At 43.3% G+C, this 26,611-nt stretch carries 22 protein-coding genes; 12 read left to right on the top strand and 10 right to left on the bottom strand.

The features are described 5' to 3' along the window. The first annotated feature begins 52 nt into the window (after nucleotides 1–52). The 3 genes from RT064_RS01965 to RT064_RS01955 all read left to right on the top strand — a co-directional run bounded on the left by RT064_RS01965 (nucleotide 53) and on the right by RT064_RS01955 (nucleotide 2,168). Nucleotides 53–289 (top strand): PA3496 family putative envelope integrity protein, encoded by a 237-nt coding sequence (locus RT064_RS01965; RefSeq protein ID WP_060995306.1) that lies wholly within the window; start codon nucleotides 53–55, stop codon nucleotides 287–289. Between the two features lie 81 nt (nucleotides 290–370). After that, nucleotides 371–910 (top strand): YecA/YgfB family protein, encoded by a 540-nt coding sequence (locus RT064_RS01960; RefSeq protein WP_313060802.1) that lies wholly within the window; start codon nucleotides 371–373, stop codon nucleotides 908–910. Nucleotides 911–1,064: 154 nt separating this feature from the next. Continuing rightward, nucleotides 1,065–2,168, top strand: a complete 1,104-nt coding sequence (locus RT064_RS01955; protein WP_313060800.1) for an RNA-guided endonuclease InsQ/TnpB family protein — start codon at nucleotides 1,065–1,067, stop codon at nucleotides 2,166–2,168. Nucleotides 2,169–2,193: 25 nt separating this feature from the next. Here RT064_RS01955 and argG read toward each other — a convergent pair whose 3' ends face one another. The 7 genes from argG to RT064_RS01920 all read right to left on the bottom strand — a co-directional run bounded on the left by argG (nucleotide 2,194) and on the right by RT064_RS01920 (nucleotide 11,068). Continuing rightward, nucleotides 2,194–3,558 (bottom strand): argininosuccinate synthase, encoded by a 1,365-nt coding sequence (gene argG, locus RT064_RS01950; RefSeq protein ID WP_036594535.1) that lies wholly within the window; start codon nucleotides 3,556–3,558, stop codon nucleotides 2,194–2,196. A gap of 162 nt (nucleotides 3,559–3,720) precedes the next feature. Further along, nucleotides 3,721–4,197, bottom strand: a complete 477-nt coding sequence (gene greA / locus RT064_RS01945; RefSeq protein ID WP_036594538.1) for a transcription elongation factor GreA — start codon at nucleotides 4,195–4,197, stop codon at nucleotides 3,721–3,723. Nucleotides 4,198–4,459: 262 nt separating this feature from the next. Further along, nucleotides 4,460–5,011, bottom strand: a complete 552-nt coding sequence (locus tag RT064_RS01940) for a phosphatase PAP2 family protein (protein WP_313060793.1) — start codon at nucleotides 5,009–5,011, stop codon at nucleotides 4,460–4,462. Between the two features lie 154 nt (nucleotides 5,012–5,165). After that, the gene (gene carB, locus RT064_RS01935; protein ID WP_313060791.1) at nucleotides 5,166–8,411 is read right to left on the bottom strand and encodes a carbamoyl-phosphate synthase large subunit; all 3,246 of its coding nucleotides are present in this window, start codon (nucleotides 8,409–8,411) and stop codon (nucleotides 5,166–5,168) included. A gap of 111 nt (nucleotides 8,412–8,522) precedes the next feature. Further along, nucleotides 8,523–9,386, bottom strand: a complete 864-nt coding sequence (locus tag RT064_RS01930) for a PhzF family phenazine biosynthesis protein (RefSeq protein WP_313060789.1) — start codon at nucleotides 9,384–9,386, stop codon at nucleotides 8,523–8,525. Continuing rightward, nucleotides 9,387–10,580 (bottom strand): glutamine-hydrolyzing carbamoyl-phosphate synthase small subunit, encoded by a 1,194-nt coding sequence (carA, locus tag RT064_RS01925; protein ID WP_313060787.1) that lies wholly within the window; start codon nucleotides 10,578–10,580, stop codon nucleotides 9,387–9,389. Between the two features lie 254 nt (nucleotides 10,581–10,834). Then, nucleotides 10,835–11,068: a hypothetical protein gene (locus RT064_RS01920; protein ID WP_313060785.1), complete on the bottom strand. Its 234-nt coding sequence runs from the start codon at nucleotides 11,066–11,068 to the stop codon at nucleotides 10,835–10,837. Nucleotides 11,069–11,202: 134 nt separating this feature from the next. Between RT064_RS01920 and RT064_RS01915 the strand changes: the two genes are divergently transcribed. Together RT064_RS01915 and RT064_RS01910 are read left to right on the top strand one after the other, a co-directional pair. After that, nucleotides 11,203–12,474 (top strand): FAD-dependent monooxygenase, encoded by a 1,272-nt coding sequence (locus RT064_RS01915; protein WP_313060783.1) that lies wholly within the window; start codon nucleotides 11,203–11,205, stop codon nucleotides 12,472–12,474. After that, complete coding sequence (locus tag RT064_RS01910; protein ID WP_313060782.1) at nucleotides 12,471–13,718, top strand: FAD-dependent monooxygenase; 1,248 nt, start codon at nucleotides 12,471–12,473, stop codon at nucleotides 13,716–13,718. The genes RT064_RS01915 and RT064_RS01910 overlap by 4 nt, the downstream gene beginning before the upstream one ends. 75 nt (nucleotides 13,719–13,793) lie before the next feature. On the opposite strand, the gene RT064_RS01905 is transcribed toward RT064_RS01910, so the two are convergent. Then, nucleotides 13,794–15,008 carry an OmpA family protein gene (locus RT064_RS01905; protein WP_313060779.1) on the bottom strand — a complete coding sequence of 405 codons (1,215 nt, stop codon included), beginning with the start codon at nucleotides 15,006–15,008 and terminating at the stop codon, nucleotides 13,794–13,796. 523 nt (nucleotides 15,009–15,531) lie between these two features. On the opposite strand from RT064_RS01905, the gene RT064_RS01900 reads away from it, so the two are divergent. From RT064_RS01900 to purE, 4 genes are all read left to right on the top strand, one after another. Next, the gene (locus tag RT064_RS01900) at nucleotides 15,532–16,161 is read left to right on the top strand and encodes a rhomboid family intramembrane serine protease (protein ID WP_007116139.1); all 630 of its coding nucleotides are present in this window, start codon (nucleotides 15,532–15,534) and stop codon (nucleotides 16,159–16,161) included. Between the two features lie 113 nt (nucleotides 16,162–16,274). Next, the gene (locus tag RT064_RS01895; RefSeq protein ID WP_313060777.1) at nucleotides 16,275–17,210 is read left to right on the top strand and encodes a metallophosphoesterase; all 936 of its coding nucleotides are present in this window, start codon (nucleotides 16,275–16,277) and stop codon (nucleotides 17,208–17,210) included. A 105-nt stretch (nucleotides 17,211–17,315) separates the two neighbouring features. After that, entirely contained in the window at nucleotides 17,316–18,230 is a 915-nt protein-coding gene (locus RT064_RS01890; RefSeq protein ID WP_313060774.1) for a bestrophin family protein, read from the top strand. Between the two features lie 120 nt (nucleotides 18,231–18,350). Then, nucleotides 18,351–18,908: a 5-(carboxyamino)imidazole ribonucleotide mutase gene (purE, locus tag RT064_RS01885; RefSeq protein WP_313060772.1), complete on the top strand. Its 558-nt coding sequence runs from the start codon at nucleotides 18,351–18,353 to the stop codon at nucleotides 18,906–18,908. A gap of 1 nt (nucleotide 18,909) precedes the next feature. Here the strand turns inward: purE and RT064_RS01880 are convergent, their stop codons facing one another. Beyond that, on the bottom strand, nucleotides 18,910–19,572 hold the full coding sequence (locus RT064_RS01880; protein WP_313060771.1) for a DUF3226 domain-containing protein: 663 nt from the start codon (nucleotides 19,570–19,572) through the stop codon (nucleotides 18,910–18,912). Further along, nucleotides 19,572–20,645 carry an AAA family ATPase gene (locus RT064_RS01875; protein WP_313060768.1) on the bottom strand — a complete coding sequence of 358 codons (1,074 nt, stop codon included), beginning with the start codon at nucleotides 20,643–20,645 and terminating at the stop codon, nucleotides 19,572–19,574. The genes RT064_RS01880 and RT064_RS01875 overlap by 1 nt, the downstream gene beginning before the upstream one ends. Nucleotides 20,646–20,796: 151 nt before the next feature. Between RT064_RS01875 and RT064_RS01870 the strand changes: the two genes are divergently transcribed. From RT064_RS01870 to RT064_RS01860, 3 genes are read left to right on the top strand one after another with little or no spacing between them, the layout of a single operon-like run. Beyond that, on the top strand, nucleotides 20,797–23,742 hold the full coding sequence (locus tag RT064_RS01870) for a valine--tRNA ligase (RefSeq protein ID WP_313060766.1): 2,946 nt from the start codon (nucleotides 20,797–20,799) through the stop codon (nucleotides 23,740–23,742). Between the two features lie 34 nt (nucleotides 23,743–23,776). Further along, entirely contained in the window at nucleotides 23,777–25,852 is a 2,076-nt protein-coding gene (locus RT064_RS01865; RefSeq protein WP_313060764.1) for a DEAD/DEAH box helicase, read from the top strand. After that, a complete protein-coding gene (locus RT064_RS01860; RefSeq protein ID WP_313060762.1) occupies nucleotides 25,849–26,559 on the top strand; it encodes a DUF2290 domain-containing protein in 711 nt (236 codons plus the stop codon). Before RT064_RS01865 ends, RT064_RS01860 begins: the two co-directional genes overlap by 4 nt. Nucleotides 26,560–26,611 lie beyond the last annotated feature (52 nt).

Here is a 26,611-nt window from a genome sequence, read left to right as displayed (position 1 = left end):
AGGCTTTATGAAATTGCAAATTTATCGAATCGACCAGCGAAAGGAGCACTAAATGGCTGATCCAGATATTGATGATAGCTTTGAAGATGACAGTTTTGATGATGACGATGACGCGCGACTGGTGGATGACGACGCATCGGGTCGAAGTCGGGCAAGTAGTCTTGAAAAACGTCGTTTGATTGATAATTTATTGGAAGAAAAGCGTCTAGAGCGCTCACTTAAAGACAGTTTTGATGACGATCTTGATGACTTAGACGATGACGACGATTTTGACGATGATGAGTTGTAAGTCAAGCAAAAGGTTAATACACTAGGTATTAACCTTTCTTTTTTCAATCCGCTTTTTTGATAGCATACTAGGATAACCACCATGGATTTTGATGATTTAATCGATTTTTTAGACAGTGATGATAATGAATTTGGGCTATCGAGCATCGCTACACACGGCTTTTTAACCGCCTCTATCGTCGGCAAACCTTTAAACAATTGGCAAACCTATCTTTTTGAAGGGCATGAAAAACAAGTCAAGCCAGAGGTGTTATCAGCCATTGAACAGTGGCGTGATGAGCTGCAAGCCATGCTGCAAGATGAGCGTGAAATTGAGCTGCCTTTTGATGTCGACGAAACTGATTATCTCGATATTGAAAACTCAGAAATCAGCGAATGGTCGGTGGGCTTTGTTGATGCCATGTATGCCAGCGATGACGAAGAAGATGATTGGTTTGATGATGACGACAGCGAAGAAGATGTGGCAATGCTGACGTTACCGATGATTTTGTTTAGTGGCATTGATGAAGACCAACCTGATATGCAAGAGCTACTCAAAGACCCAGAGACCATGAGCCAAATGGCAGGTGCGATTGAGAAAAATATCGTTGAGTTATTTTTGTTATTTCATACCAACGACTAAATGATGGGTTGTAATAAGCTAAGGGCGTATTAAATACGCCCTTTTTATCCTCTGTTGCCGTAAAACCACCGACTTTAGGCGGTGGATATAAGGCAACTTAAGCAACCATGCTCATGCACTATAATACTTGCATGAATTTTGTTAAAATAAACCCATGAAAACACTCAAGTTGCGCATACGAGACAAACACATAGCGAAGCTTAACCGCCTAAGCGGTTCGGTTAATTTCGTGTGGAACTATGTTAATGACTTGAGTTATAAGCACTTACAAAAGACTGGTAAATTCTTTTCAGCTTATGATTTGAACGACTACACCAAAGGTAGCGGTGAACTGTTGGGTTTGCATAGTCAGACTATTCAAGCCATTAACGAAACTCACGCCAAAAGCCGTAAACAGTTTAAAAAGGCAAAGTTAAACTGGCGAACCAACAACCCAACATCAAAGCGTAAAAGCTTAGGTTGGCTACCATTCAAGCAATCTGCCATCAAGCATATTGCCACACACCAAACTGGTAAAAAGGGCTTAAAATCTACCTTACAACTATCTTTAGCCAAAGGGCAAAAGCTAGTCATTGATCTATGGGACAGCTACAACCTTAGCCTATATCAAATCAACACGCTGGAAATTGTCCAAGACAGCCGTAACCGTTGGTATGCCTGTATCACCGTCAAACAATACCCTAAAACTACTTGCGGAATGGGTAGCGTTGGGATTGATTTAGGCTTAAAAGACAGTGCCACCGCCTCAAATGGCGATAAACTACAAATCAAGCAAACGCTCAAATATGCCAAAGCGTTAGCCACCGCCCAACGTGCCAAAAACAAACAGCGTGTCAAAGCGATCCATGCCAAAATCAAAAATACACGCCAAGACCTAATCCACAAATTCACCACCCAATTAGTCAAAGACAATGCCCTAATCGTGGTAGGTGACGTTAGAACTACCCAATTTAACAGTAAAAAAGGCAAACTAGCCAAATCGGTTTACGATGCAGGTTGGTTTGAACTCAAGCGACAACTGACCTACAAATGCGAGAACGCAGGTTGCCGTTTTGAAATCGTGAATGAGAAATACACTACCCAAACTTGCTCGTGCTGTGGCGATATGTCCAGTAGTCCGAAAGGTAGAGCAGGTTTGCGAATAAGAGAATGGACTTGTGTAAAGTGTGGCACACGGCATGATAGAGATATTAATGCCAGTCGGAACATTCTTGCGGTCGGGCTTGACCGTCTTGTAGAAGGAATCCCCTCACTTTAGAGAGGGGAGGAAGTCAATTACCGCATTATTTTTGCTCTAGTTGTGGTACGTCTGAGCCGTGGGCATTGGATAACAAACCTGATTGGCTATATAACGCCAATTTAGCCCGGGTATCTGAAATATCTAGATTGCGCATGGTAAGCTGACCGATACGATCCATTGGCGTGAACGCCGCATCTTCCACTTTTTCCATTGATAGACGTTCTGGTTGGTAGGTCAAATTGTCAGATTTAGTATTTAAGATGGTATAGTCATTACCGCGGCGTAGCTCGATGGTGACTTCACCCGTGATAGCTTTGGCGACCCAGCGCTGGGCGGTTTCACGAAGCATCAAGGCTTGTGAGTCAAACCAGCGACCTTGGTACAACAAGCGACCTAGGCGTAAACCATTGATACGGTACTGCTCGATGGTGTCTTCGTTATGAATGCCAGTGACCAAACGCTCATAGGCAATGTGTAACAGCGCCATGGCAGGGGCTTCATAGATACCCCGTGATTTGGCTTCGATGATACGATTCTCAATTTGGTCACTCATACCCAGACCATGACGACCCCCGATTTCGTTGGCTTTTAAAATCAAATCCACTGGGCTATCAAAGGTTTCGTCATTGATTGCCACGGGCATGCCTTGTTCAAAGCGTACTGTCACCGTTTCTTTGTCGATTTTGACATTTTCATCCCAAAATGCCACACCCATAATCGGCTCAACGATGTGCATGCTGGCATCCAAAAACTCCAAGTCTTTGGCTTCATGCGTCGCGCCGAGCATATTTGAGTCGGTTGAGTAGGCTTTTTCTTTGGACATTTTGTAGTCAAAGCCATTGTCGATTAAGAACTGTGACATCTCGCTACGACCGCCCAATTCATCAATGAAGGTTTGGTCAAGCCACGGTTTATAGATTTTAAGGGCAGGATTGGTGAGTAGACCATAACGGTAAAAACGCTCAATATCATTGCCTTTATACGTTGAGCCATCGCCCCAAATGTTGACATCATCTTCTTTCATGGCAGTCACTAGCATAGTGCCTGTAACCGCACGACCCAGTGGCGTGGTGTTAAAGTAGGGCATACCACCGGTGCTCACATGAAACGCACCGCATTGGATTGCGGCAATACCTTCAAGCGCCAATTGCAAACGGCAATCAATCAAACGTGCTTTGACCGCACCGTATTGGTCGGCTTTTTTGGGAATGGCGTTGTAATCGTCTTCGTCAGGTTGACCTAAGTTCGCGGTATAAGCGTATGGCAGCGCGCCTTTTTGCTTCATCCAAAGTAGCGCAGCTGAGGTATCAAGTCCGCCTGAAAACGCGATACCGACTTTTTGTCCGACGGGGACAGATTGTAAAATGGTGGCGTTATTGGTGGCATTGTTTGTGGTATCGTGGCTCATAACCTTTCCTATCAAGTCATCAAAAAATAATCTGTAAAATCAACCTATCGAATTATTGTAACATTTTTGTCAACGCGTTTTTCGCCATTTTTTGACAATTACCCATAATTTGTCACAATAAAAAAGCCAATCATTTGATTGGCTTTATCGGCTAAATAGCGGCTATTGGTACAAAACTTCGACGATTTCGTATTCGACTTCACCGCTTGGGGTTTGGATTTTGGCTTCATCCCCTTCTGATTTGCCAATCAGACCGCGCGCGATAGGCGAGTTAATCGAGATTTTGTTGGCTTTAAAATCCGCTTCGTCATCCCCCACAATTTTATAGCGTTTTTGCTCTTCGGTGTCGAGATTTTCAATCACTACCGTGACGCCAAACACCACGCGACCATCTTGCGGTAGTTTGAGCGGGTCGATGACTTCAGCGCCGCCTAATTTTGCTTCGATATCGCGAATACGGGCTTCACAAAATCCTTGCTGCTCACGGGCAGCATGGTACTCGGCATTTTCTTTTAAGTCGCCATGTTCGCGCGCTTCGGCAATCGCCGCGGTAATACGTGGACGGTCAACGGTTTTGAGCTGTTTGAGCTCTTCTTCTAAAGCCGCGTGACCTTGAGGCGTCATTGGATAACGTTGCATAGGGGATTCCTTTTGTCACAAATAGGGATTCAAACGGCAAGATTGCCAAAGTAACAAGTCACAAAAAATGGTCATCAACTCTCGTGATTGACCGTTATCTATTTTGTATAGATGAAAAAAACCATGCTAGACAGGACTACTGCCTAACAAGGTTCTAGTAAAAAATTTGCTGTGCTGTGTCAATCACCACAATAACCGTATTTTACTTGATAACGGCTTGTGATGCAAAGCATTCACTCAATTGACTGTATGAAATCTCACATTACCAAACTGAGCTGATGGTAACACCCACGGCTTTATTTTCATACCAAGGTAAGATAGTGGCATTGTCAAACGGTTGCGTCATCACCAAACCACTGATGACACCCAGTGCGCAGCCAGCAACCACATCACGGGTATGGTGCTTGTCGGCATCCACACGTGACCAGCCCACATAGGCGGCAGGAAGCATTGCCATCGAGCCATAGCGCCAGCCATAGCGTTGACCGATGAAAGTCGCGCCCGCGCAAGAATCACTAGCATGCCCTGATGGAAACGAGTAATCCTCGCCATTGGGACGTTCGCCCCACGCGGTGTCATTGGTGGCGTATTTGAGCGCATAGGTAGCCGCCAAATTGGTTGCCATGGTTTTGCCTAATTGAAAGACGCCTTCTTGGTCATGTTTGGCAAGTGCCATGCCTAAGCCTGCTACCGGGATAGCAATATGCAATATATCGCCCGCTTTTTCGCTATCGCTTTTGGCATATACCGTTGTCGTTGGCGCTAACGCAGCAGCGAGCAGTATGATATTAAAGGTCTTCGAAGGTTGTCTCATGGCATTCACACCCTGATTATGGTTGGTGGTCAAAACATTGATAAACGTGGCTGTACTTAGGGCAAACCCAGTGTACAGCCTAAAGCTTAGGATTATCTTAGCCCATAAAAAAATACTGACGGCGCTGGCTGTCAGTATTTTAAAGTAGCGGTGGTTAACCCTGTGTCTGGGTATGTAGCGCTTGAAGCTTATACACATCAAATGGCAGTTGCACTTTATACGCTTGGGTAACTGCTGCCGCGGCATTTAAGGTAGTCACATTAAATACTTTATGCTGTAAGGCTGAGCGGCGAATCGAGAACGAGTCTTCATGCGCTTGTTTGCCTTCAGTGGTATTGACCACAATCGCAATCTCACCGTTTTTGATGGCATCGACGATATGTGGGCGACCCTCGGTAACTTTGTTGATGCGCTCACAGGGGATACCTGCTTCGATCAAGATTTTTTGTGTACCTGAAGTTGCCACAAGTTTAAAGCCATAGTCGGCAAATTGTTTTGCCACTGGTACCAGATTGGCTTTGTCGCTTTCACGCACCGATAAGAACACTTTTTTAACTTCATGTTCCACTGGCAAACCGGGCAATCTATCATTACTGCCGATGATGGCTTTGTAGTAAGCCTCACCAAAGGTCTGACCCACGCCCATGACTTCACCCGTCGATTTCATCTCAGGGCTTAAGATGGGGTCAACGCCTGGGAATTTGGCAAAAGGGAAGACCGCTTCTTTGACCGCAAAAAATGTTGGAATCACCTCAGTGGTAAAGTTTTGTTCCACAAGCGTTGTGCCCGCCATACAACGCGCAGCGACTTGCGCAAGTGAAGTGCCGATGCATTTTGATACGAAAGGCACCGTACGTGAGGCACGCGGATTGACTTCAAGGATATAAACCACACCATCTTTGACCGCGTATTGGACGTTCATCAAGCCCACCACACCCAGCTCTTTTGCCATCGCCACGGTTTGTTCGCGCATCACATCGCAAATCTCTTGGCTAAGTGAATACGGCGGGATTGAACACGCTGAATCGCCGGAATGCACGCCCGCTTGTTCGATGTGTTGCATGATACCGCCAATCACCACATTGGTGCCGTCAGAGATACAATCGACATCCACTTCAATCGCATCATCCAAGAAGCGGTCAAGTAACACAGGGGCTTCGTTGGACGCTTGTACGGCTTCACGCAAATAACGACGCAGTTCGTTTTCGTTATAAACGATTTCCATCGCGCGACCGCCCAACACGTAAGAGGGACGGACAACTAGGGGATAGCCCACTTGCGTCGCTTTGACGATACCGTCTTCGGTACTGGTCGCCAAGGCATTGGGCGGCTGAGTAAAGCCTAATTGCTGAATCATGTGTTGGAAACGTTCACGGTCTTCTGCACGGTCAATCGCATCTGGGCTGGTACCGATGATATGCACACCTGCAGCTTCCAGTGCGCGCGCTAATTTTAATGGCGTTTGTCCACCGTACTGCACAATCACGCCTTCGGGCTTTTCGATGCGCACGATTTCAAGCACATCTTCTAACGTAATAGGCTCAAAGTACAGACGGTCAGAGGTGTCATAGTCAGTGGAAACCGTTTCAGGGTTACAGTTGACCATGATGGTCTCATAACCATCTTCACGCATTGCCAAGGCGGCATGCACACAGCAATAGTCAAATTCAATACCTTGACCAATGCGGTTGGGACCACCACCGATAACCATGATTTTTTTGTTGTTGGTTGGATTGGCTTCACATTCTTCATCATAGCTTGAATACATATAAGCGGTTGAAGTTGAAAACTCCGCAGCACAGGTATCCACGCGTTTGTACACAGGATACACGCCCAAATCCCAACGTTTTTTACGCAGTTGTTTTTGTGAAATACCAAGGAGCGTTGCCAAGCGTAAATCTGATAACCCTTTACGTTTGAATTGACGCAAATTGTCACTGTTCAAACCGCCAAAGCCCGTTTCTTTCACCAATTTTTCCGTTTTGACGATGTCCTCAATTTGCACTAAAAACCAAGGGTCAATGCGAGTAAACTCAAACACCTCATCTACGCTCATGCCAAAACGGAAGGCATCAGCAATGTAGAAAATACGGTCGGGTGTTGGGGTTTTTAATTTAACTTTTAAGGTACTGCGAATAGTATCGTCGTCTTGATTGAAATCAAGATACTCATCAAAACCATTCACCCCAATCTCAAGACCACGTAACGCTTTTTGCATCGACTCTTGGAAGTTACGACCAATCGCCATCACTTCACCCACCGATTTCATTTGGGTAGATAAGGTACTGTCAGCTTGGGGGAATTTTTCAAAGTTAAAGCGTGGTACTTTAGTCACCACATAGTCAATGGCAGGCTCAAAGCTGGCTGGGGTCAAGCCGCCTGTAATGTCATTGCTGAGTTCATCAAGCGTGTAACCGACGGCAAGTTTTGCCGCGATTTTGGCAATCGGGAAACCCGTGGCTTTAGATGCCAAGGCGGATGAACGGCTGACACGTGGGTTCATCTCGATGACGACCATACGGCCTGTTTTTGGGTCAATACCAAATTGTACGTTTGAACCACCGGTCTCCACGCCAATCTCACGCAGCACCGCCAATGACGCATTACGCATGATTTGGTATTCTTTATCCGTCAAAGTCTGAGCAGGTGCCACAGTGATAGAGTCGCCTGTATGCACACCCATAGGGTCAAAGTTTTCAATCGAACAGACGATGATACAGTTGTCTTTTTTGTCACGGACAACTTCCATCTCGTACTCTTTCCAACCGATTAGGCTTTCGTCAATCAATAGTTGGTGAGTGGGCGATAAGTCAAAACCACGCTCACAAATCTCGACAAATTCGTCACGGTTGTAAGCGATGCCGCCACCCGAACCCCCCATGGTAAACGACGGACGAATGATGCAGGGAAAGCCGACTTTGGCTTGAATAGCGAAGGCTTGTTCCATGGTTTCGGCCACTTCGGCGCGTGGGCACTCTAAGCCGATTTTTTTCATTGCTTTATCAAATAAATTGCGGTCTTCGGCTTTTTCGATGGCGTCTTTGGTCGCACCAATCAGCTCACAGCCATATTTTTCCAGTACGCCATGCTTGTCCAAGTCTAACGCACAGTTGAGCGCGGTTTGTCCGCCCATGGTTGGCAAGATAGCATCAGGGCGTTCTTTATCAATGATGCGCTCTACCGTTTGCCAGGTGATAGGCTCGATGTAGGTGGCATCTGCCATGACGGGGTCAGTCATGATGGTGGCGGGGTTTGAGTTAACCAGAATGACGCGGTAGCCTTCTTCACGTAAGGCTTTACAGGCTTGTGCGCCTGAATAGTCAAATTCACAGGCTTGTCCGATGACGATAGGACCTGCGCCAATGATAAGAATGGATTTGATGTCGGTACGTTTTGGCATTGCTTTACACCCTTTTTAACTGCATTACGTAAAATTTAAAATAAAAAACTGAGTACTAACTGATGTTTTAAAATCCTAATTTTAAAAAAAGCGCGATTAACGCACTTTTTATTATAAATAAAACTCACCTTTGCCCACTTCGATGACATTGCCACCCACAAAAATGTTTTGCTCGTTATCGACGTTGAGCGTCAAGCGGTTGGGTCTGTCCATGTCATCGCCTTGGTGAATGGCTTTGCTTATCGGATAGTGATTTTGGCTAATAAAATACGCCCCCAAATTGGCACATGCCGAACCTGTGCCGCTGTCTTCTACAAAGCTATTATTTTGCTCAGAAAACATCCGTGAATGGATAATGTCACCATCATCAAACCAATAATAAATAGACGGCTCTTCGGTGGTTTTAAAGGGATTATCAATGTTTAACTCACGAAGTTTTGCCATATCAATTTGCACATTGGCTAGCGCTGGGCGATTGGTTAGTTCAACCAAGATTTGTTGTGTGCCGCTATTGATAAAATAAGCATGACCTACAAAATCGTCCGTATTTATGCCGCTTAATGCTGCCAAACTAGCCTTATCAGCATTAATTTGCTTAGCCTGATAACCCTGAATTTTGATTTGTATACGGCTATTACTGGTAAAAATTTCTACGGCCTTGGCTTGTGTATTAACCACAAATTGACTGGGCAAGTCATTGAGACTTTTTAAAATAAATCCCGAGCCAAGCGTGGGATGACCTGCCAGTGGCATTTCATAATTTGGGGTAAAAATACGTAAATTGGCGACGGCTTTTGTACCATGTAAATCAGTGGGCGCAAAGATAAACACCGTTTCACTCAAGTTAAACTGCTGAGCAATCGACTGCATTTGCTCATCATTTAGCCCATCGGCATGGGGAAATACGGCAAGCGGATTACCACCAAAATGGCTTTCGGCAAAGACATTAACCAGGTGAAAAGGGTATTGTTGCATTTATGCTTTCGCCTTTGCCATCATAGCTGCGAATTTATCAAACAATGGCGCACAGTCATGGGGTCCTGGGCTTGCCTCTGGATGTCCTTGAAAACTAAACGCAGGCTTATCGGTCAGCTCAATGCCTTGATTTGACCCATCAAACAACGAGCGATGCGTCACTTTAATATTGCTAGGAAGCGTACTTTCATCCACCGCAAAACCGTGGTTTTGTGAGGTAATCATCACCGTACCTTGCTCGATATCTTGCACAGGGTGGTTGGCACCATGGTGACCAAATTTCATCTTCAAGGTTTGCGCGCCGCTAGCCAGTGCCAATAGCTGATGACCTAGACAAATCCCAAACAGCGGAATATCAGTCTCGGTGATGATGTGTTTGATGGCATCAATGGCATAAGCACAAGGTTCAGGGTCGCCAGGACCATTGGATAAGAAAATACCATCTGGGTTATGTTTGAGTACCTCGCTGATAGGCGTTTGGGCAGGCACAACGGTGACATGACAGCCGCGGTCAACGAGCATGCGCAAGATGTTGGTTTTGACGCCAAAGTCATACGCCACAATGTTAAATTTTTGCTCGATGTCAGTGCCCAATTCTTTAAAGCGACCACAAGTTGGGCTCACTTCTGGACTCACCAATTGCCATGAGCCTTGCGTCCACGTAAAACCTGCTTGGTCACAGCAGACTTTCGCCAAATCCATGCCTTTGATACCGGCAAAGCTTTTGGCAAGTTCGATTGCTTTGGCTTCATCGAGCTGACCGTCGCTATCGGCAGTCATGATACAACCGTTTTGTGCGCCTTTTTCACGCAGTAGGCGAGTGAGTTTACGGGTGTCGATATCAGCGATGGCAACGGTGTTATGGTTAATCAGATACTCGTTTAGTGATTGGTTTGAACGAAAGTTACTGGTCGCCATGGTCAAATCACGGATAATCAGTCCGTTTGCCCACACTTTATGAATACGACCTGACTCTGTGTCTTCATCGTTGGTGCCAGTGTTACCGATATGCGGGTAAGTTAAGGTGACGATTTGCTGGGCGTAGCTTGGGTCGGTCAAGATTTCTTGGTAACCTGTCATCGCTGTATTAAACACGACTTCACCAACGGTGTGTCCGCTAGCACCGATGCTGCGACCATAAAAAACCGTACCATCTGCCAATGCCAAAATTGCTTTTGCGTAATTCGTATTCACCTAGTGCCTCCGCTCGTATCCTGTGTTCTACCTATGTGTGCGACGGTAAATTATGCCCAGTCAATGCAACTGTAAAAAGTATCGCCCACAAAAAAGCGAGAAGACATTGATTTTAAAGAAAATAGCTAACTGGTTTTAATGCGTTACCAGTCTGTGCCATTAACTTTATCATGCCAACTCGCTAAGGTTTGATTTTGCCTATTTTAACAGAACATCACAAAAAAAGGTAGCCAAAATTTTTGTCGAAATACAGTCTAAAAACTACGTAAACTTGGTTGAAACAAACCGACCACAAACCAAATCGTTTTAACAATCCAAATGATCAGTACATACAAGCGGATTTGCTCGGCGGTCCAATCTAGCGAAAACCAGCCAATTAGCCACCACGATTGCCAACCTTCTAGCCATTTTGCGCCATTTCCCAGCAGCACCCAACCATAAAATATACTGCTAAGCAAAAACAGCAACAACCATTGCAGCACTGGCATTTTGCTTATTCCTTTAACATTTACTTTATGGATTTTACCCAATTGCCGCCACAAAGCGCGTAAGGATTTGTGCTAAACTGGTAAAAAATTCTGATAAGGTGCGCTTTAACCGCCCTTTAAAAAAGAGAACAAGCATGAATATTCTTACCCCTCAAACTGTGGTGATTATCGGCGGCGGCAATGTGGGTTTATCCTTTGCTTTACTGCTTGCCGACAAAGGCATCTCAAGTACGTTACTAGAAAAAGCCAACTATCCGACCATCAGCCCTGATGATGACTTAGACCGCGCGCAATTTGACAGCCGTAACATCGCGCTGTCACGCCGTACGGTACAAATTTATCGTGGTATCACCTTTAATGGCAAAGCGCTATGGGATGATTTACAAAGCCATGCCTGCCGCATTGATGAAGTCGCTATCAGTGAAGAAGGTAGTTTTGGTAAAGCCACCCTCAACAAAGAAGCCGAAGGGGTGGAAAGTTTTGGACAAGTGATGGAAAACGCGTGGCTCGGCAAAAAATTACTGCTTGCCGTGCAAAACAATCCGCTGATAACCCTGCTAGACGGTGCCACTTTGACTGATATACAACAGACGGCAACCGATGTCACCATTCGCTTTGACCAAGCTCATCAATCTAACCAAACCTTAACGGCTGATTTATTGGTGGCTTGTGATGGTCAAAACTCGCCAAGCCGTCAACTACTGGGCATTGGCGCAACGGCACACGATTATCACCAAGTCGGTGTCGTAGGCGTGGTCATGACGGACAAACCGCACCATCATCAAGCGATTGAACGCTTTAATAAAATGGGCGCAGTTGCTGTGTTGCCTTTAGTTGATGCATTTGATATCGGTCAAGGGGATGGACGACAAGCCCAGCAAGGCTACCGCCGCTCTGTGGTGTGGGTGTGCCCAAAAGGCGAAGAACAGCGCTATTTGGATGACGACCAATACTTTCTTGACACCATTCAACAAGCCTTTGGCAGTCTAGCAGGCAGGTTTGTCAAAGCGGGTAAACGCGGCGCGTATCCACTGGTGAAAATATTGGCAGATAGTCAAGTCAAAGGTCGCTGCGTCATCATGGGCAATGCTGCCCACACCTTGCACCCTGTAGCAGGACAGGGCTTTAACCTATGTATGCGCGATGCTGATACGCTCGCCAAAATGCTGGCACAGCAAGTGATGCGCGGCGAAGATATTGGCGATAGTAGTATGCTACAAACTTATGCCAAACGCCGTAAAGCTGACCAAAAACGGGTAGAAATTTTCTGCGATACGGTGGTGTATGGTTTTATGCACCAAAATCCCTTGCTCAAAATTGCGCGTAATGTCGGACTTATTGCCTTTGATAAACTGCCATTTGTGAAGCCCGCTGTGGCTACCTTTGCGATGGGGCTGAAATCATGAAAAACACTACATTAATCATCGGCGGTGGTGTTGTTGGCGCGACATTGGCGTTAAAGCTTGCCCAAGCGCGCCATCCTGTCACCTTAATCGATGCTCGCCCAAAACTTTTAGCAGCCGATTGGCGTGACAAACTCACCCAGCGTGATGCTCGTGTCTATGCCCTAAGCGTTGCCAGTATCAACCTACTCAAAGAGGTCGGTGCATGGCAGCGTATCGAACAAAGCAAACGCAAAGCCGACTATACCCAAATGCAGGTATGGCAAACCAATGGCGTGGGAGAGCTAAATTTTGGTGATGCTCAAACACCGCAATTATTGGGCAGTATGGTTGAGCCTTTTATCATCGAAAAAGCACTGTATGACGGTTTTGACGATGAGTATCTTGTCCATCAGGGTCAATCCTATTTGCGCCATATTGCAGGGCATAAGGTCACTGATATCGCTTGGCAAGGTGAAGATTTGGGGTATCAAGTTAGCTTAGATAATGGCACCACGCATCAAGGTAAGCTATTAATCGGGGCTGACGGGCGCGGCTCTATGGTACGCCAAGCGGCAGGGATTGGGTTAGATACTTTGGCGTATCAGCAAACGGCAATCTGCTGCGCCATCAAAACCGAGCAGCCACACAAGGCGACAGCCAGGCAAGTGTTTTTGCCGACAGGGCCTTTGGCACTTTTACCGCTGGCAGATGTGACGGCTGATGATCGGGCAAATCCGCAACATTGGCAATCGGTGGTATGGACATTGCCGACCAATGCCGCACTTGATTTACTCACGCTGACGCCAAAAGCGCTTGCCAAGGAACTCGCCTTTGCCAGTGGGTATGCTTTAGGGGACATCACTGAGATTGAGTCAATCGCCAGTTTCCCACTGGGGGCCCAACATGCCAAAAATTATGTCAAAGCCAACTTGGCGTTGCTTGGCGATGCCGCGCATGGGGTGCATCCTTTAGCGGGACAAGGTTTAAACTTGGGTATGCTCGATATCATTGCCTTGAGCGATATTTTACAAAAAGATTATCAGCGGTCAGGCAACAAGCTATGGGCAAGTTTTGCCACCTTACAGCGTTATGAGCGTCAACGCTACGCTAATAACGCGATGATGATGCACAGTTTTTCAGGGATTAATTGGATTTTTGGTACACAGTTACGTCCGATTCAGCAGCTACGCAGTGAAGGCGTGAGCGCGGTTAGCAAAATCACACCCTTGATGAAATTCTTTACCCAAAAAGCCAGTGGCATCTAAAAATTTTTACCAGCAAAAAAAATCCTCGATAACTTATCGAGGATTTTTAACGATGAATCAATCGTGAAAGGTGATTTATTTCGCTGGGCTTGCAACCGTCGTAACAGTTGTGGTACCAGTGGCAGGAACAGCGTTGTCATCAACAATGTATGCATCGACACGGCGACCTTCTTGGTCTTTACCTGCAGCACCTGTCGTGTCTTGAGGTTTGATCAATTCAAGTTGTAATTGTGGCACACCATTAGCTATCAAGAATAATCTAACCGCTTGGGCACGCTCTTTTGCTAATTTTTCATTGGCAGCAGCATTACCTGTGCTGTCAGTATAACCACTGATACCGATTTTTTTGCCTTGTTTAGCGGCTTCAAGGATATCATTGGCTTTTTCTTTGGCATTACCAGCAACTTGTGCTTTACCCGTAGCAAAGTAGAAGCTTAGGCGACCATTTTCAAATACTACTGAAGGTTCAGTGCTAGAGATAGTTGTTGCCGTGGTTTCAGTGGTCGTCATCGTGGTGCCAGATGCCATTGGCATGCTTGCTACCGCCATGTCAGTGGTTGACGCTACAGGCATTGCCATGCTATTTGTTGCACTTGCTGCAGATACTTCAGTCGTGGTAGTGGTTGTCGTTGTTGACGCAGTGGTCGAAGCCACAACTGGCGTCGCGACTGGCTCAGTTTTGTTACATGATTTTAACAATGCCCAAGCGAGTGCGCCTAAAATCAATAAACCAATGATTGGCAATAACATTTTCATCAAGCCGCCTTCTTCAGCTTTCGGCGTAGCAACCAAATGCTCCTCTGTACGAGTAGTCGTTTGGACAGTAGGCGTGGTGGCTGCATGCACAGGCGACAAATTCAACATAGTCAAAATGCCCGCTGGGATAAATGCATATGCCCAAGCAGGAATCACAGAAGCCACAGACGCAATATTGTTTGATAAGAAAGTATTGAGCGGTGTTGTACCCGCAAGTGAGCGTAATTCACGCAGTACCAGCGGCGCGGCACGGCTTACCAATGAACTAGTTTCTTGCTCTGGTACACTGTAATGACGTGAAAGCTGTTGCACTAACTCTGTACGGTGGGTAGTATCTGGTAGTACACGGTCAAAAAAGCCGTGGTCATCATCAGCGATAGTTGCATTAGCAAAGCTGTTAGAGACGTTACCATCAGCAAGACGGGCAACCAAGATAGCGTATAATTTTTCTAATAAAGATGAGCGGTTTTCGTCAGTTGCATTATTTAAAAGAACGGGTGTTACTGTACGGGTTAAATGTTCAATGATATTCATAATTCAAGCCTCAAGAAAATGAAGGGTTATCAACCACCATAAAACCAATGTATTATTTTTATATCCAGCACACTAGCCAATAATTCTATTATATGTTTTCAAAAATTATTATTTATGGTTGTTGGGTTTATTATTGTATTGCTATTTAATTTACGCTTAACAATACTGAGAAAAACTGCCGTAACTCAACAGATTTTGTTAAGTCTTTTGCAGTATTACTCAAATATAGCTAAGCTAATAAATTAAAGCAAAATCGGCTAGCCTTCAGTTATGTTAAGGTAACTATTGCGTAAATATTGTGTTAAAAATTCAAATCGTCCCCATTTTGGGTAAACTTGGGTAAAAGTGTGTTGCTAAAATTTGAAGGGTTTGTCATTAGATTCATGCTACAGGGTAAACGTTATAACACAAGGCAGATTTATGTATTACCTATCATCAATAAATTCACATTTGGCTTATTGAGATAATACGCTATCTTTATCATAATCCTACTTACCATTATTTATTGCTATTTTGAGGTGCTATGTCACTTTTTTCTAACCATACTTTGTTTATCATTATCATTACGGTGGTCGTCAGTTTATTAGCTTGGCAATCACCCCAACTGATGCAAAGGTTAATTTTTTATCCGCCTGCAGTGCAGCGTGGACAAGTTGATCGCTTTGTCACCCATGGTTTTATCCATGCCGATGGCATGCACTTATTTTTTAATATGTTTACTTTGTATTCGTTTGGACAAGCGGTACAGGGATTGTTCATGTCCAAACTCGGCAGTCTAGGGTTTGTGCTATTTTATCTTGCCGCTTTGGTGGTGGCGATTGTGCCAACCTATCTAAAACAAAAGAACAATCCTCGCTATAGCAGTTTAGGCGCATCGGGCGCTGTTTCAGCAGTAATTTTTAGCTATATCTTGATGAATCCTTGGTCGACATTGTTGCTGTTTGTGATTCCTGTACCTGCGATTGTGTTCGCGGTGGCATATGTGGCGTATAGTGTATGGGCGGATGGACAAGGTCGCGGCAGTATCAATCATTCGGCACATTTGGTGGGTGGTATTTTTGGTATGTTAGCCACGATTGCCATTGAGCCCGGTATTGTGGCGCATTTTTTTAACCAATTAATGCACCCAAGATTTTTAGGCTTTGGTGGCTAACATTTAGGGGCAAAAAATTGCGTGGCACAGGTTGTACAGCCACAGATTGCCTATTTAACAGTCGCTTGGCTAGTTAACGCTAAAGTCGTAAAAAGCAGTAAAAGGTAAAGAACATGATTTATGATGTGATTGGTGATGTACATGGTCAGGCAGATAAACTCATTGGGTTACTGACGCAGTTGGGCTATCAAGATAATGGTCAGTGTTTTCAAGCGCCTCCTAATCACCAAGCGATTTTTATCGGCGACTTGATTGATCGGGGCAGTCAACAGCTGCAAACCTTATCTATCGTATTTGCGATGATTGACCAAGGGCAAGCGCTCGCGGTCATGGGTAATCACGAGTATAATGCCTTAGCTTACGCCACACCCGATGCTCGCGATGCTAGCCAATATTTAAGACAACATGATGATAGACATACCTCACAGCATCAAGCGTTCCTTGATGAAGTAGGGTTTGGTAGTGAGGTGCACCAGTTTTGGCTCAAGCGGTTTTATGAATTACCACTGTGGCTAGCGTTGGATGATGCGTGTTTTGTGCATGCTTGTTGGGACAGTGATGCGATGGCAATTTTAAAACCGCTGTTAACGATAGATAATCGCTTGACGCCTATTGCGCTACAAAAAACCAGTGAGGAAGGCACGCCACCTTTTGAGGCACTGGAAAGAGTGCTTAAAGGTGTGGAAGCACCGCTACCTGAAGGCATTCATCTGGTCGATAAAGAGGGTCATCAACGTAAAAATGTACGAGTGCAGTGGTGGCAGCCTAATTTGTCGTTTCAGCCGATTCATCAGATTGCGCGCGCCAGTCAAGAAGATTTGATTCATATCCCTAAAGACACGCTGACCGCTGAGATTGTGTTTGGGCTTGACCATGACAAACCTATTTTTGTCGGGCATTATTGGCTCAATGGCACGCCTGAGCTACTTAGTCATCAAGTGGTCTGTGTGGATTATTCTGCTGCCAAAGATGGGTTTTTGACGGCTTATCAATTTGATACCGATCATCCGGCTTTGAGCTCAGCGAATTTTATTCAATATCAGCATTAACCCAAAGCTAAACGGTAAACTGGGTGTAACATAAATTAAAATATTTGTTTAAAGCTTACGGCTAAAAATGATAGTCAGTGAGCAAACGATTAAGATGGGTTAGGTATGATTCGACGTCCGATTGAGCCGCTAAAGATGCTGTTTGTGCTGCAAGGCTCGTACTTTAAACGGCTGATTGTGCCACAAGTTTTGTTGTTTATTTTCTCTTTCCTTATTTATTTTTATCAAACCCATATCGCCACCGACCCTGTACCGCTCAATCCTTCGGTGTTTGCGATACTTGGTATCTCTCTTGCGATTTTCCACGGGTTTTGTAATAACGCAGCGTATGATCGATTTTGGGAAGGGCGTAAACTATGGGGCACGCTGGTTTGGCTAAGCCGCAACATCGCCCGCCAAGTGATGACACTCTCCAATGTCAGCATGGCGGAAAAACAAGCCTTTATCCGCCATCAAATCGCTTTTGTCCACAGTCTACGCCAACAGCTGCGGGGTGAGGATAATACAGCAAATCTGCAGCGGCTGTTAACGGTTGAAGAACAGCAAGCCGTGGTTGGGCAAAACTTTATTGCCTTACGCTTGACCCAAATTATGGGGCAGATGCTCGCCAACTGGCAAGCCGAGCAAAAAATCGATGTTTGGCAGTGGCAAAGCTTGGATAATACCTTGGGTGAAATTGCCCATATCCAAGCGGGCTGTGAACGCATTAATAACACACCGATTCCCTATGCCTATTTTGTGCTGCTGCACCGTACTGTGTATCTGTATTGCTTTATGCTGCCGTTTGGACTGGGCAACACCATTGGCTGGGTAACGCCATTTGTAGTCAGTTTTGTTGGCTACACCTTTATGGCACTCAATGAAATCGTCGATGAAATCAGCGAGCCGTTTGGTACGGGGGAAAACGAATTGCCCTTAGGGATGATGTGCGATACGATTGAGACGCAGCTAGCCATGCTTAGTCATCAAAAATTTGCCCCTGAACAAAAGCCGCGAGTACCCGCCAATGTGGTGATATAGTTGCCTCATAGATTTTGATTTTCAAGGGTAAAAAATCATGCTATATTAAGTTTTAACCGTGCATTTCATGCACGTTTTTTTATTTTAAGTCCGTCAATTTTTTGGCAAAAGGAATTTTCCATGTCAGCAAGTCAGCCAAACGCCCAAACACACCAGCTACCACCTCCCATCCCATCGCCACAAGGTCAAGTCAAAGTCGGTATCATCATGGGTAGTCAATCTGACTGGGAAACCATGCAAAACGCCGCGCAAATGTTAGCGGATTTTGGGGTGCCCTTTGAGTGTGAAGTGGTATCGGCACATCGCACCCCTGATAGATTGTTTGACTATGCCAAAACTGCCAAAGCTCGCGGACTGTCTGTGATTATCGCAGGGGCAGGCGGCGCGGCGCATTTGCCCGGGATGTGTGCGTCTCAGACGGATTTGCCTGTGCTTGGTGTACCTGTCAAATCCTCCATCCTAAGCGGTTGGGACAGTTTGCTATCCATCGTGCAAATGCCCAAAGGGGTGGCGGTGGGTACGCTTGCCATCGGGGCAGCGGGTGCGGCAAATGCAGGGCTGCTGGCAGCGCAAATTTTGGCGATTGGTGATAGCACCCTTGCGCAAAAAATCAGTGATTTTCGCGCCAAACAAACCCAAACGATTTTGGCGAATCCCTTACCAGGGGTGATAGGTTAAATTACTGAAAAGTGGTGACTAGCCAATGCTTGAAGTTTTGATAAACAGGATTGTCCGCGGCTATCAATTCTAAACTTTTTGATAAGTCTTGTGTGGGCTTTGTTTGAGTCGAGAGCCAAGTAAAAATTCGAGCCTTGTCCATTGCGGTAACTGGGTTTTTAAAATGCGATGTCCCTAGACTTTGGATAAAGTTTTCAATTTGGGTAAAGTGACTTTGTTGGTCGGATGACATCGCCATTTTTACCCAAGTTTCAAGGTATCCCTCAGCTTGATTATTTGGCATTAGCCAAACACCGATTGGATTATCGTAATCCGAATTTTCAAAGTAAAAGCCTAAATTATCGTTTTTTTGCTGGCGTTGATGAAAACCTAAAGGGTTCAATCGCTCGCTAATTTGTTGTAAATTTTGACTTTTGATATCGGTTTTATCGGTAAAATCCATATCAACTAAAATGCCAATATGACTGACTTGTCCTGTTTCCAGAAGTTTTGCCAATCTTGGCAGTTGTTGGAAAACGGCTTGTTTTGTTGTGTAGGCAGTTGATTCAAAATCTTGTGGTGTTGCAACATCAATGTTTAGTTGAAGATTTAGTTTTTCATGACGCAAAAATGCTTGGATAAATGATTTATCCGATTCCGCTTCAACAATCAGGTGTTTTATCATTATCTAACCTCAATGTTCATTTTAGTTAGATTGTATAAGTCATCTTCATCAAATACGGTAGCGATAAGTTTGCCTTTATCAGATTTGCGGACGCTGTGACCCATGCGAAATAATACGCCTTCCATGTCGGTGCGGTCTTTGGCGACTTGGGAAAAACTTTCGATACAGTCCCAACTGTGGGTAGTGGCAAATACTTGGATGTTAAAGCGGTGGGCGAGTTCAAAGATAAGTTCCCAAACTTTGGGCTGAACGCTGTAATGTAGTCCGTTTTCAAATTCATCTATTAAAAGGATACTATTTTTTGACTTTGGAATTTCTAAAATAATCTGTAATAGTCTGAAAATTCCATCACCCATTTGATGTAATGGTATTCTTCGTTCAATATTTTTAAGTCTAACAAATGGTATTCTTGTTTCAGAATCCACCAAACTTAGAAAAGCCAAGTTAGTTATATCGCTATCAATCAACTTAAGCATTTCCAAAACTAAATTTTCATCATCTGTTAATGCAATTTTATCCCATGAAGAAGCAAACAAATTTAAGTCAATGTTATTAGTAGTGATATAACCAAAATTAAAAGCTTTCTTTTTCATATGATGTGAATTTTCGGACATATCCATAAATAAAGCTCTATTACTTATAGCTTTGACTTCAAAGTTCATAAAATTTCTATCATCAATAAAATAGGTAAATGAATATCCTTTTTCTCTATCTATGTCCAAATTATTATTTTTATCATTCTTAACATAACCAAAAGTTAAATAATGGCTTTGATTTCCAATATAAGTCCAATTCAAAAAGGGGTCTTCATTAGATTTACTTATAATATTTTCAATTGAAAATACCTTAGATTCTGTGTCTTTTGTATTTAGATGACGATATACATTTCTATTATTTGAAATAAATAGCATTACTTCAGGATTAAACCCACTTGCTAATAAAGCTAAGGCTTCAAGAACGGTACTTTTCCCCGAATTATTTTTTCCCACAATCAAATTCACATGACCCAATTTCTCAATTGTCACATCTTCCAAAATCCGAAAGTTCTTAATCTTTAGAGAGTCTAAGTGCATAACGCAAACCTTACGAGTTATTAACCCATTTATTATTTTATCAACCGCTATCTTACCCACAAAATACTCTACAATCTAGGCAATTTACGGTAAAATCCGTTAATTACCTTTTTGACATTCCTTTCTTTTTTATTGCAAAAGTTGACCATCTATGAGCACGCAACATCAAATCGCCCAAGCCTTAACGTCTTTAGAAAACGCTTACAACCCAAGCGACGTCGAAAACGGCATGTACCAAGTGTGGGAAGACAAAGGCTACTTTCAGCCAAGCTATGACAAACAACAATCGTTTTCTATTGCCCTGCCACCGCCGAATGTTACAGGCTCACTGCACATGGGGCATGGCTTTAACAATGCCATCATGGACACGCTCACCCGCTATCACCGAATGCTGGGCGAAAATACCCTCTGGCAGCCAGGTACCGACCACGCAGGGATTGCCACGCAAATGGTCGTTGAGCGTCAATTGAACGCCCAAGGCATCAAACGCCATGATTTGGGTCGTGAAAAATTCCTTGAAAAGATTTGGGAGTGGAAAGCCGAGAGTGGTGGCAACATCACCCGCCAAATCCGCCGTCTAGGTAGCTCGGTGGACTGGAGCCGTGAGCGTTTTACCATGGATGATGGCTTGTCCAATGCCGTCAAAGAAGTGTTCGTGCGTCTGTACGAAGATGGGCTGATTTATCGCGGTAAACGTCTAGTCAATTGGGATACCAAACTGCAAACTGCGTTATCCGACCTTGAAGTAGAAAACCATGACGAAAAAGGCTCACTGTGGCATTTTCGCTATTATTTGACCGATAAAAACGCCAAAACCCAAGACGGTAAAAATTATCTTGTCGTTGCCACCACCCGCCCCGAAACCTTGCTCGGTGATACCGCCGTTGCCGTGAACCCCGAAGACGCACGCTACCAGCATCTTATCGGGCAAACCGTCACGCTACCGATTACCGGTCGCATTGTGCCGATTGTGGGCGATGACAAAGCGGTGGACATGGAATTTGGTACAGGCTGTGTCAAAATCACCCCTGCCCATGACTTTAATGACTACGAAACAGGCAAACGCCACAATTTGCCGATGATTAATATTTTTGATAATTCAGCGCATATCTTGCCAGAGATGCAGATTTTCACTGATTTACAAACCAAAGAGCCACAGCTTGAGACCACACCTAGCGAGTATGCAGGACTTGAGCGGTTTGCCGCGCGTAAAAAAATGGTTGAGCAAAGCGAGGCTGAAGGCTGGCTTGAAGAAATCAAACCGCATGATTTAAAAGTGCCTAAAGGCGACCGCAGTAATACCATCGTTGAGCCGTGGCTCACTGACCAATGGTATGTGTCCATCGAAAAACTGGCAAAACCTGCCATCGAGGCGGTGGAAGACGGGCGCACCGAGTTTGTCCCTGCCCAGTACAAAAATATGTATATGGCGTGGATGCGCGATATCCAAGACTGGTGTATCAGCCGTCAGCTCTGGTGGGGACACCGTATCCCTGCTTGGTACGATGACGAAGGCAATATCTATGTCGGGCGTGATGAAGCGGAAGTGCGCCAAAAATACCACCTTGCTGACAGCCTAGCGCTGCGCCAAGATAGTGATGTACTAGACACTTGGTTTAGCTCGGCATTGTGGACGTTTAGCACCCTTGATTGGACAGGCGAGCTAAACTTTGAGGACTATAGCCAAGCGCTCAAAACCTTCCACCCAACCAGCGTATTGGTCACAGGTTTTGACATCATTTTCTTCTGGGTTGCCCGTATGATGATGATGACCCTGTACTTCATCAAAGACAAAGACGGCAACCCGCAAGTGCCGTTTAAGACGGTGTATGTGCATGGCTTGGTGCGTGATGGACAAGGGCAAAAAATGTCCAAATCCAAAGGCAACGTACTTGACCCGATTGACCTGATTGACGGCATTGATTTAGAAACCCTAGTCGCCAAACGCACCACGGGTCTTATGAACCCCAAAGACGCGCAAAAAATCGAAAAAGCCACGCGCAAAGAATTTGCCGACGGTATCCCTGCGTTTGGCACGGACGCGCTGCGCTTTACCTTTACCTCGCTTGCCAGTACGGGACGTGATATCAATTTTGACCTCAAGCGCATTGAAGGCAACCGCAATTTTTGTAACAAGATTTGGAACGCCACCCGTTTTGTGCTGATGAACTGTGTCGATAAGGAAGGAAACGCCCTCAACATCGATAAAACTGCCAATACTGCATTGTGGGAATTGCCAGAGCAGTGGATTATGAGCCGTCTAAATTCCACGGTGAAAGCCATCCATGAGCACATGAGCCAGTACCGTTTTGACTTGGTGAGCCAAGATATCTATGAGTTTATCTGGAATGAATACTGCGACTGGTATGTCGAGCTTGCCAAATCGAGCCTGAATGACGATAGCGTAAGCAATGAGCGTAAAGCCCAAATCCGCTATGTGCTGCTCAACTGCCTTGAAGTCGCCATGCGCTTTACCCACCCGATTATGCCGTATATCACCGAGAGCATTTGGCAGACCATTGCCCCTATCATCGATAAAAAAGCGACTGACAGTATTATGACTGCTGCCTTCCCAACAGCGGATGACAGCCTCATCAGCCTACAGACTGAGCATGACATGACGTGGCTACAAGCGCTGATTGGGGCGATTCGTAACATCCGCGGTGAGATGAAGCTTGGCAATGCGGTGCGTCTGCCTGTGCTACTTGATAACATCAGCGATGAGGAAACTGCGCGCCTAAGCCGTATTGAAAATCAGTTTAAATCGCTTGCCAAAGTCGATACGCTGACTATTGTGAATGCGGGTGACGGCTCTGATAAAGAGTTACCGTTGTCGTCATCAAGTATGGTCGGTCAGTTAAAAGTGCTCGTGCCGATGAAAGGCTTGATTGACCCAACGGCGGAGCTTAATCGCCTTGCCAAAGCGCAAGAAAAACTTATCAAACAAGCTGAAAGTCTGCGTAGTAAGCTGTCTAATGAAAGCTTTGTAAGTAAAGCGCCTGCCAATGTGGTGGAAAACGAGAAAGCGAAACTTGCGGAGATGGATAGCCAACTTGCCGAAATGCATAAGCAAATTGAGCAGTTAAAGGCGATTTGATTTTAAACACAAATTCAATATAAAGTGAAAATATATGATAATTATTGCCGATGAATTAAAACTTAGACAGGATTCAAGTGCTAATCTACTGATTAAAACTATCGAACAATTTAAAATTGAAGATTGTAACGTTTATTACAATTTTCCATTTTATCGTGGTGAAACTTTAGATGATGTTGTAAAGGCTCATGTTTTACTTGTTTCGAGGGAGTATGGTGTAATTTTCTTTCGGTGCTTGGAAAGTATTAAAGATTATAACAGTACTGAAATTAGAAAATTGGATGATTTAGATGGACACATAATGTCCAAAATATTTAAAAGGGATGAATTCAAAGTAGATAGAAGAACTTTTAAAATCAATGTCACTCCTAAAATATTTATTACTAATTATAGTGGCAGTGAGCCAGATATAATTTCTCAAGAGCAATTAAGATCAACTATTTTTGATAATAAAGTTGAGGAACTAAGCGTTGATGAATTCAACCTGTTAGTTGCTGTAATTGAAGGTACAGTTAATCTAAAAAAGAAAAGTGATAGGGCATTATCTCAAGACAAAGAAACTTTAAATAAAGGTAAAGTGCTTTCTATTATTCAAAACAGGGAAGCGACTTTCGATATTGAGCAAAAAAGAGCAGCATTAAATATTATTGATTCCCCCCAAAGAATTAGAGGGTTAGCAGGGTCGGGTAAGACAGTAATATTAGCTATGAAAGCCGCACTCTATCACCTTCAAAACCCAGAAGCTAAAATACTTTATACATATTACACTAAGGCACTGTATGAACAAGTAAAATATTTGATAGAAAAATTCTATAGAGATTTTTCTGACAATCAAGAGCCAGATTGGAACAAAATTCACATTTTACATGGTTGGGGTGGGAATAGCTTAGCTGGAGTCTATTCAGAAGTCTGTTTTCATAATCAGATACCAAGAATTTCATTTACTACAGCAAAAAACGCTCGTCCAAGTAACCCATTTTCATATATTTGTGAAAGATTAAACGAACATGAATTAAAAGAGATTTATGATTTAACTTTAATTGATGAAGGACAAGACTTCAATCGTTTCTTCTATCAAATATGCTATAAAATTACAAGGTATAAAAGAATAGTCTGGGCATACGATGATTTTCAAAATATTTTCGATATAGAAATGCAAGATGAAAAAGAAACGTTTGGTAAAAATGAGAGTGGAGAATATTTTGTAGATTTTAGTAGAAAAGATAATATCTTACAGGACATAATCCTTCACAAATGTTATAGAAATCCAAGATATGTTCTTACAAGTGCATTTGCACTAGGACTTGGTATCTATAACAATAAAGTTTTGCAACGTTTAGAAAATAATAAGCATTGGGAAGACTTAGGTTTTAAAGTTTTAGCAGGCGAATCAAATGAGGGTGATAATATGGTTATTGAACGACCATTAGAAAGTAGCCCAATTGAAACTAATGATTATTTTGACACTGATTCTATTTCTATAAATTTATTCAACTCCTTGGAGGAAGAAACAGATTATATTTGTAATGAAATTTTTAATGACATATTTAATGAGTCTCTGAATCCAGAGGATATTTGTGTCATCTCTTTAGACCAAAAAAACGTTGCTAATTATTTTGATAGTCTTAGTAAAAAATTGACTTCAAGAGAGATAAGAGTTTTCAATCTTTTAAATGCACCTAACAATAACACTAACTTTTCTGTTAAAGGAAATGTTACTTTATCAACAATTAATAAAGCTAAAGGGAATGAAGTAGGAATGGTTTATGTCTTAGGTGTTGATTCGGCATTTAATAATAGAGATTCAATACGTAATAGAAATCAATTGTTCACAGCAATTACTCGAAGTAAGGGCTGGGTAAAACTTACAGGTTTTATCAATGGTGGAAGTTATTGTTATGAAGAAATGCAAAAACTTAAAGCAAACAATTACTTACTAAATTTTATTCAACCAAATTATAAAACTACCAAAACAATTTTAAGAGGTATGGATAAAGTCCAATCTGAATTAAACACAGTTTCAAGAGTATTAGAAGGATTATCTGCACAAACAGGTATTCCAATCGAAGAATTAATCAAAAATCTTGACTTTACAGGTCAAAAGAAATGATAAACAAATCTGTTTTTAAGATTTCAATTGACGAATCTATTAAACATTTGAAAGGACTAAATTTATTCAAGGATATTGGTCCGAATCAAATTGGATGTTATTCTAAAGAATTCAAAAAAGTTTGTAGAGGTAATAAACATATTGATATCTACAATTGTATCGTGAAAAATTTGGATTATGAAATTATTTTGAATGATGATTCATTTTTTCAATTTTCATGGGACAATGAATATTTAAGATACTCTTTTATTCAAAACCCCAATATTTCTTTTTCTAAAACTGATTATCTTAATCAAGTGTTTTCTTTAGAAGAAATTGATGAAATGTCTGATAGTGATTTAGATGAATTAGTAAATGAAGACGATTATGAGCAATTTTTGAATGAGCAGATTCAAAATAATAATCCCATTTATATCAGATATGATTTTGACAGGAAAGGTTACAAACCCTTATTACATTCATGTTCTCATCTTCATTTTACTTTGAGTGAAGATATGAGAATATCTTCGCAACGCATTTTTACTCCGCATATGTTTACTTATCTATGTGTTAAACTGTGTTACTACGATAGTTGGAAAAGTCATTTTGAATTGAAAGAACAAAATGCTATAGCATCTGAAATTTTAGATATTAAAAATAGAGCATTGTTAATAAGTGATAAAGATATTTGGAATGATATTGAAAAAAATGAAATGTATTTATTTTAAAAATTATTTATTAATGAAAACCCACAAAATCTGTGGGTTTTCCTTTAAGCTT

This window comes from Moraxella sp. CTOTU49097 (genome assembly GCF_032064105.1).
Taxonomy (GTDB): Bacteria; Pseudomonadota; Gammaproteobacteria; order Pseudomonadales; family Moraxellaceae; genus Faucicola; species Faucicola osloensis_B.
Note: the sequence above shows the minus strand (reverse complement) of the source record. Positions and strands in the feature narration are given on the sequence as shown.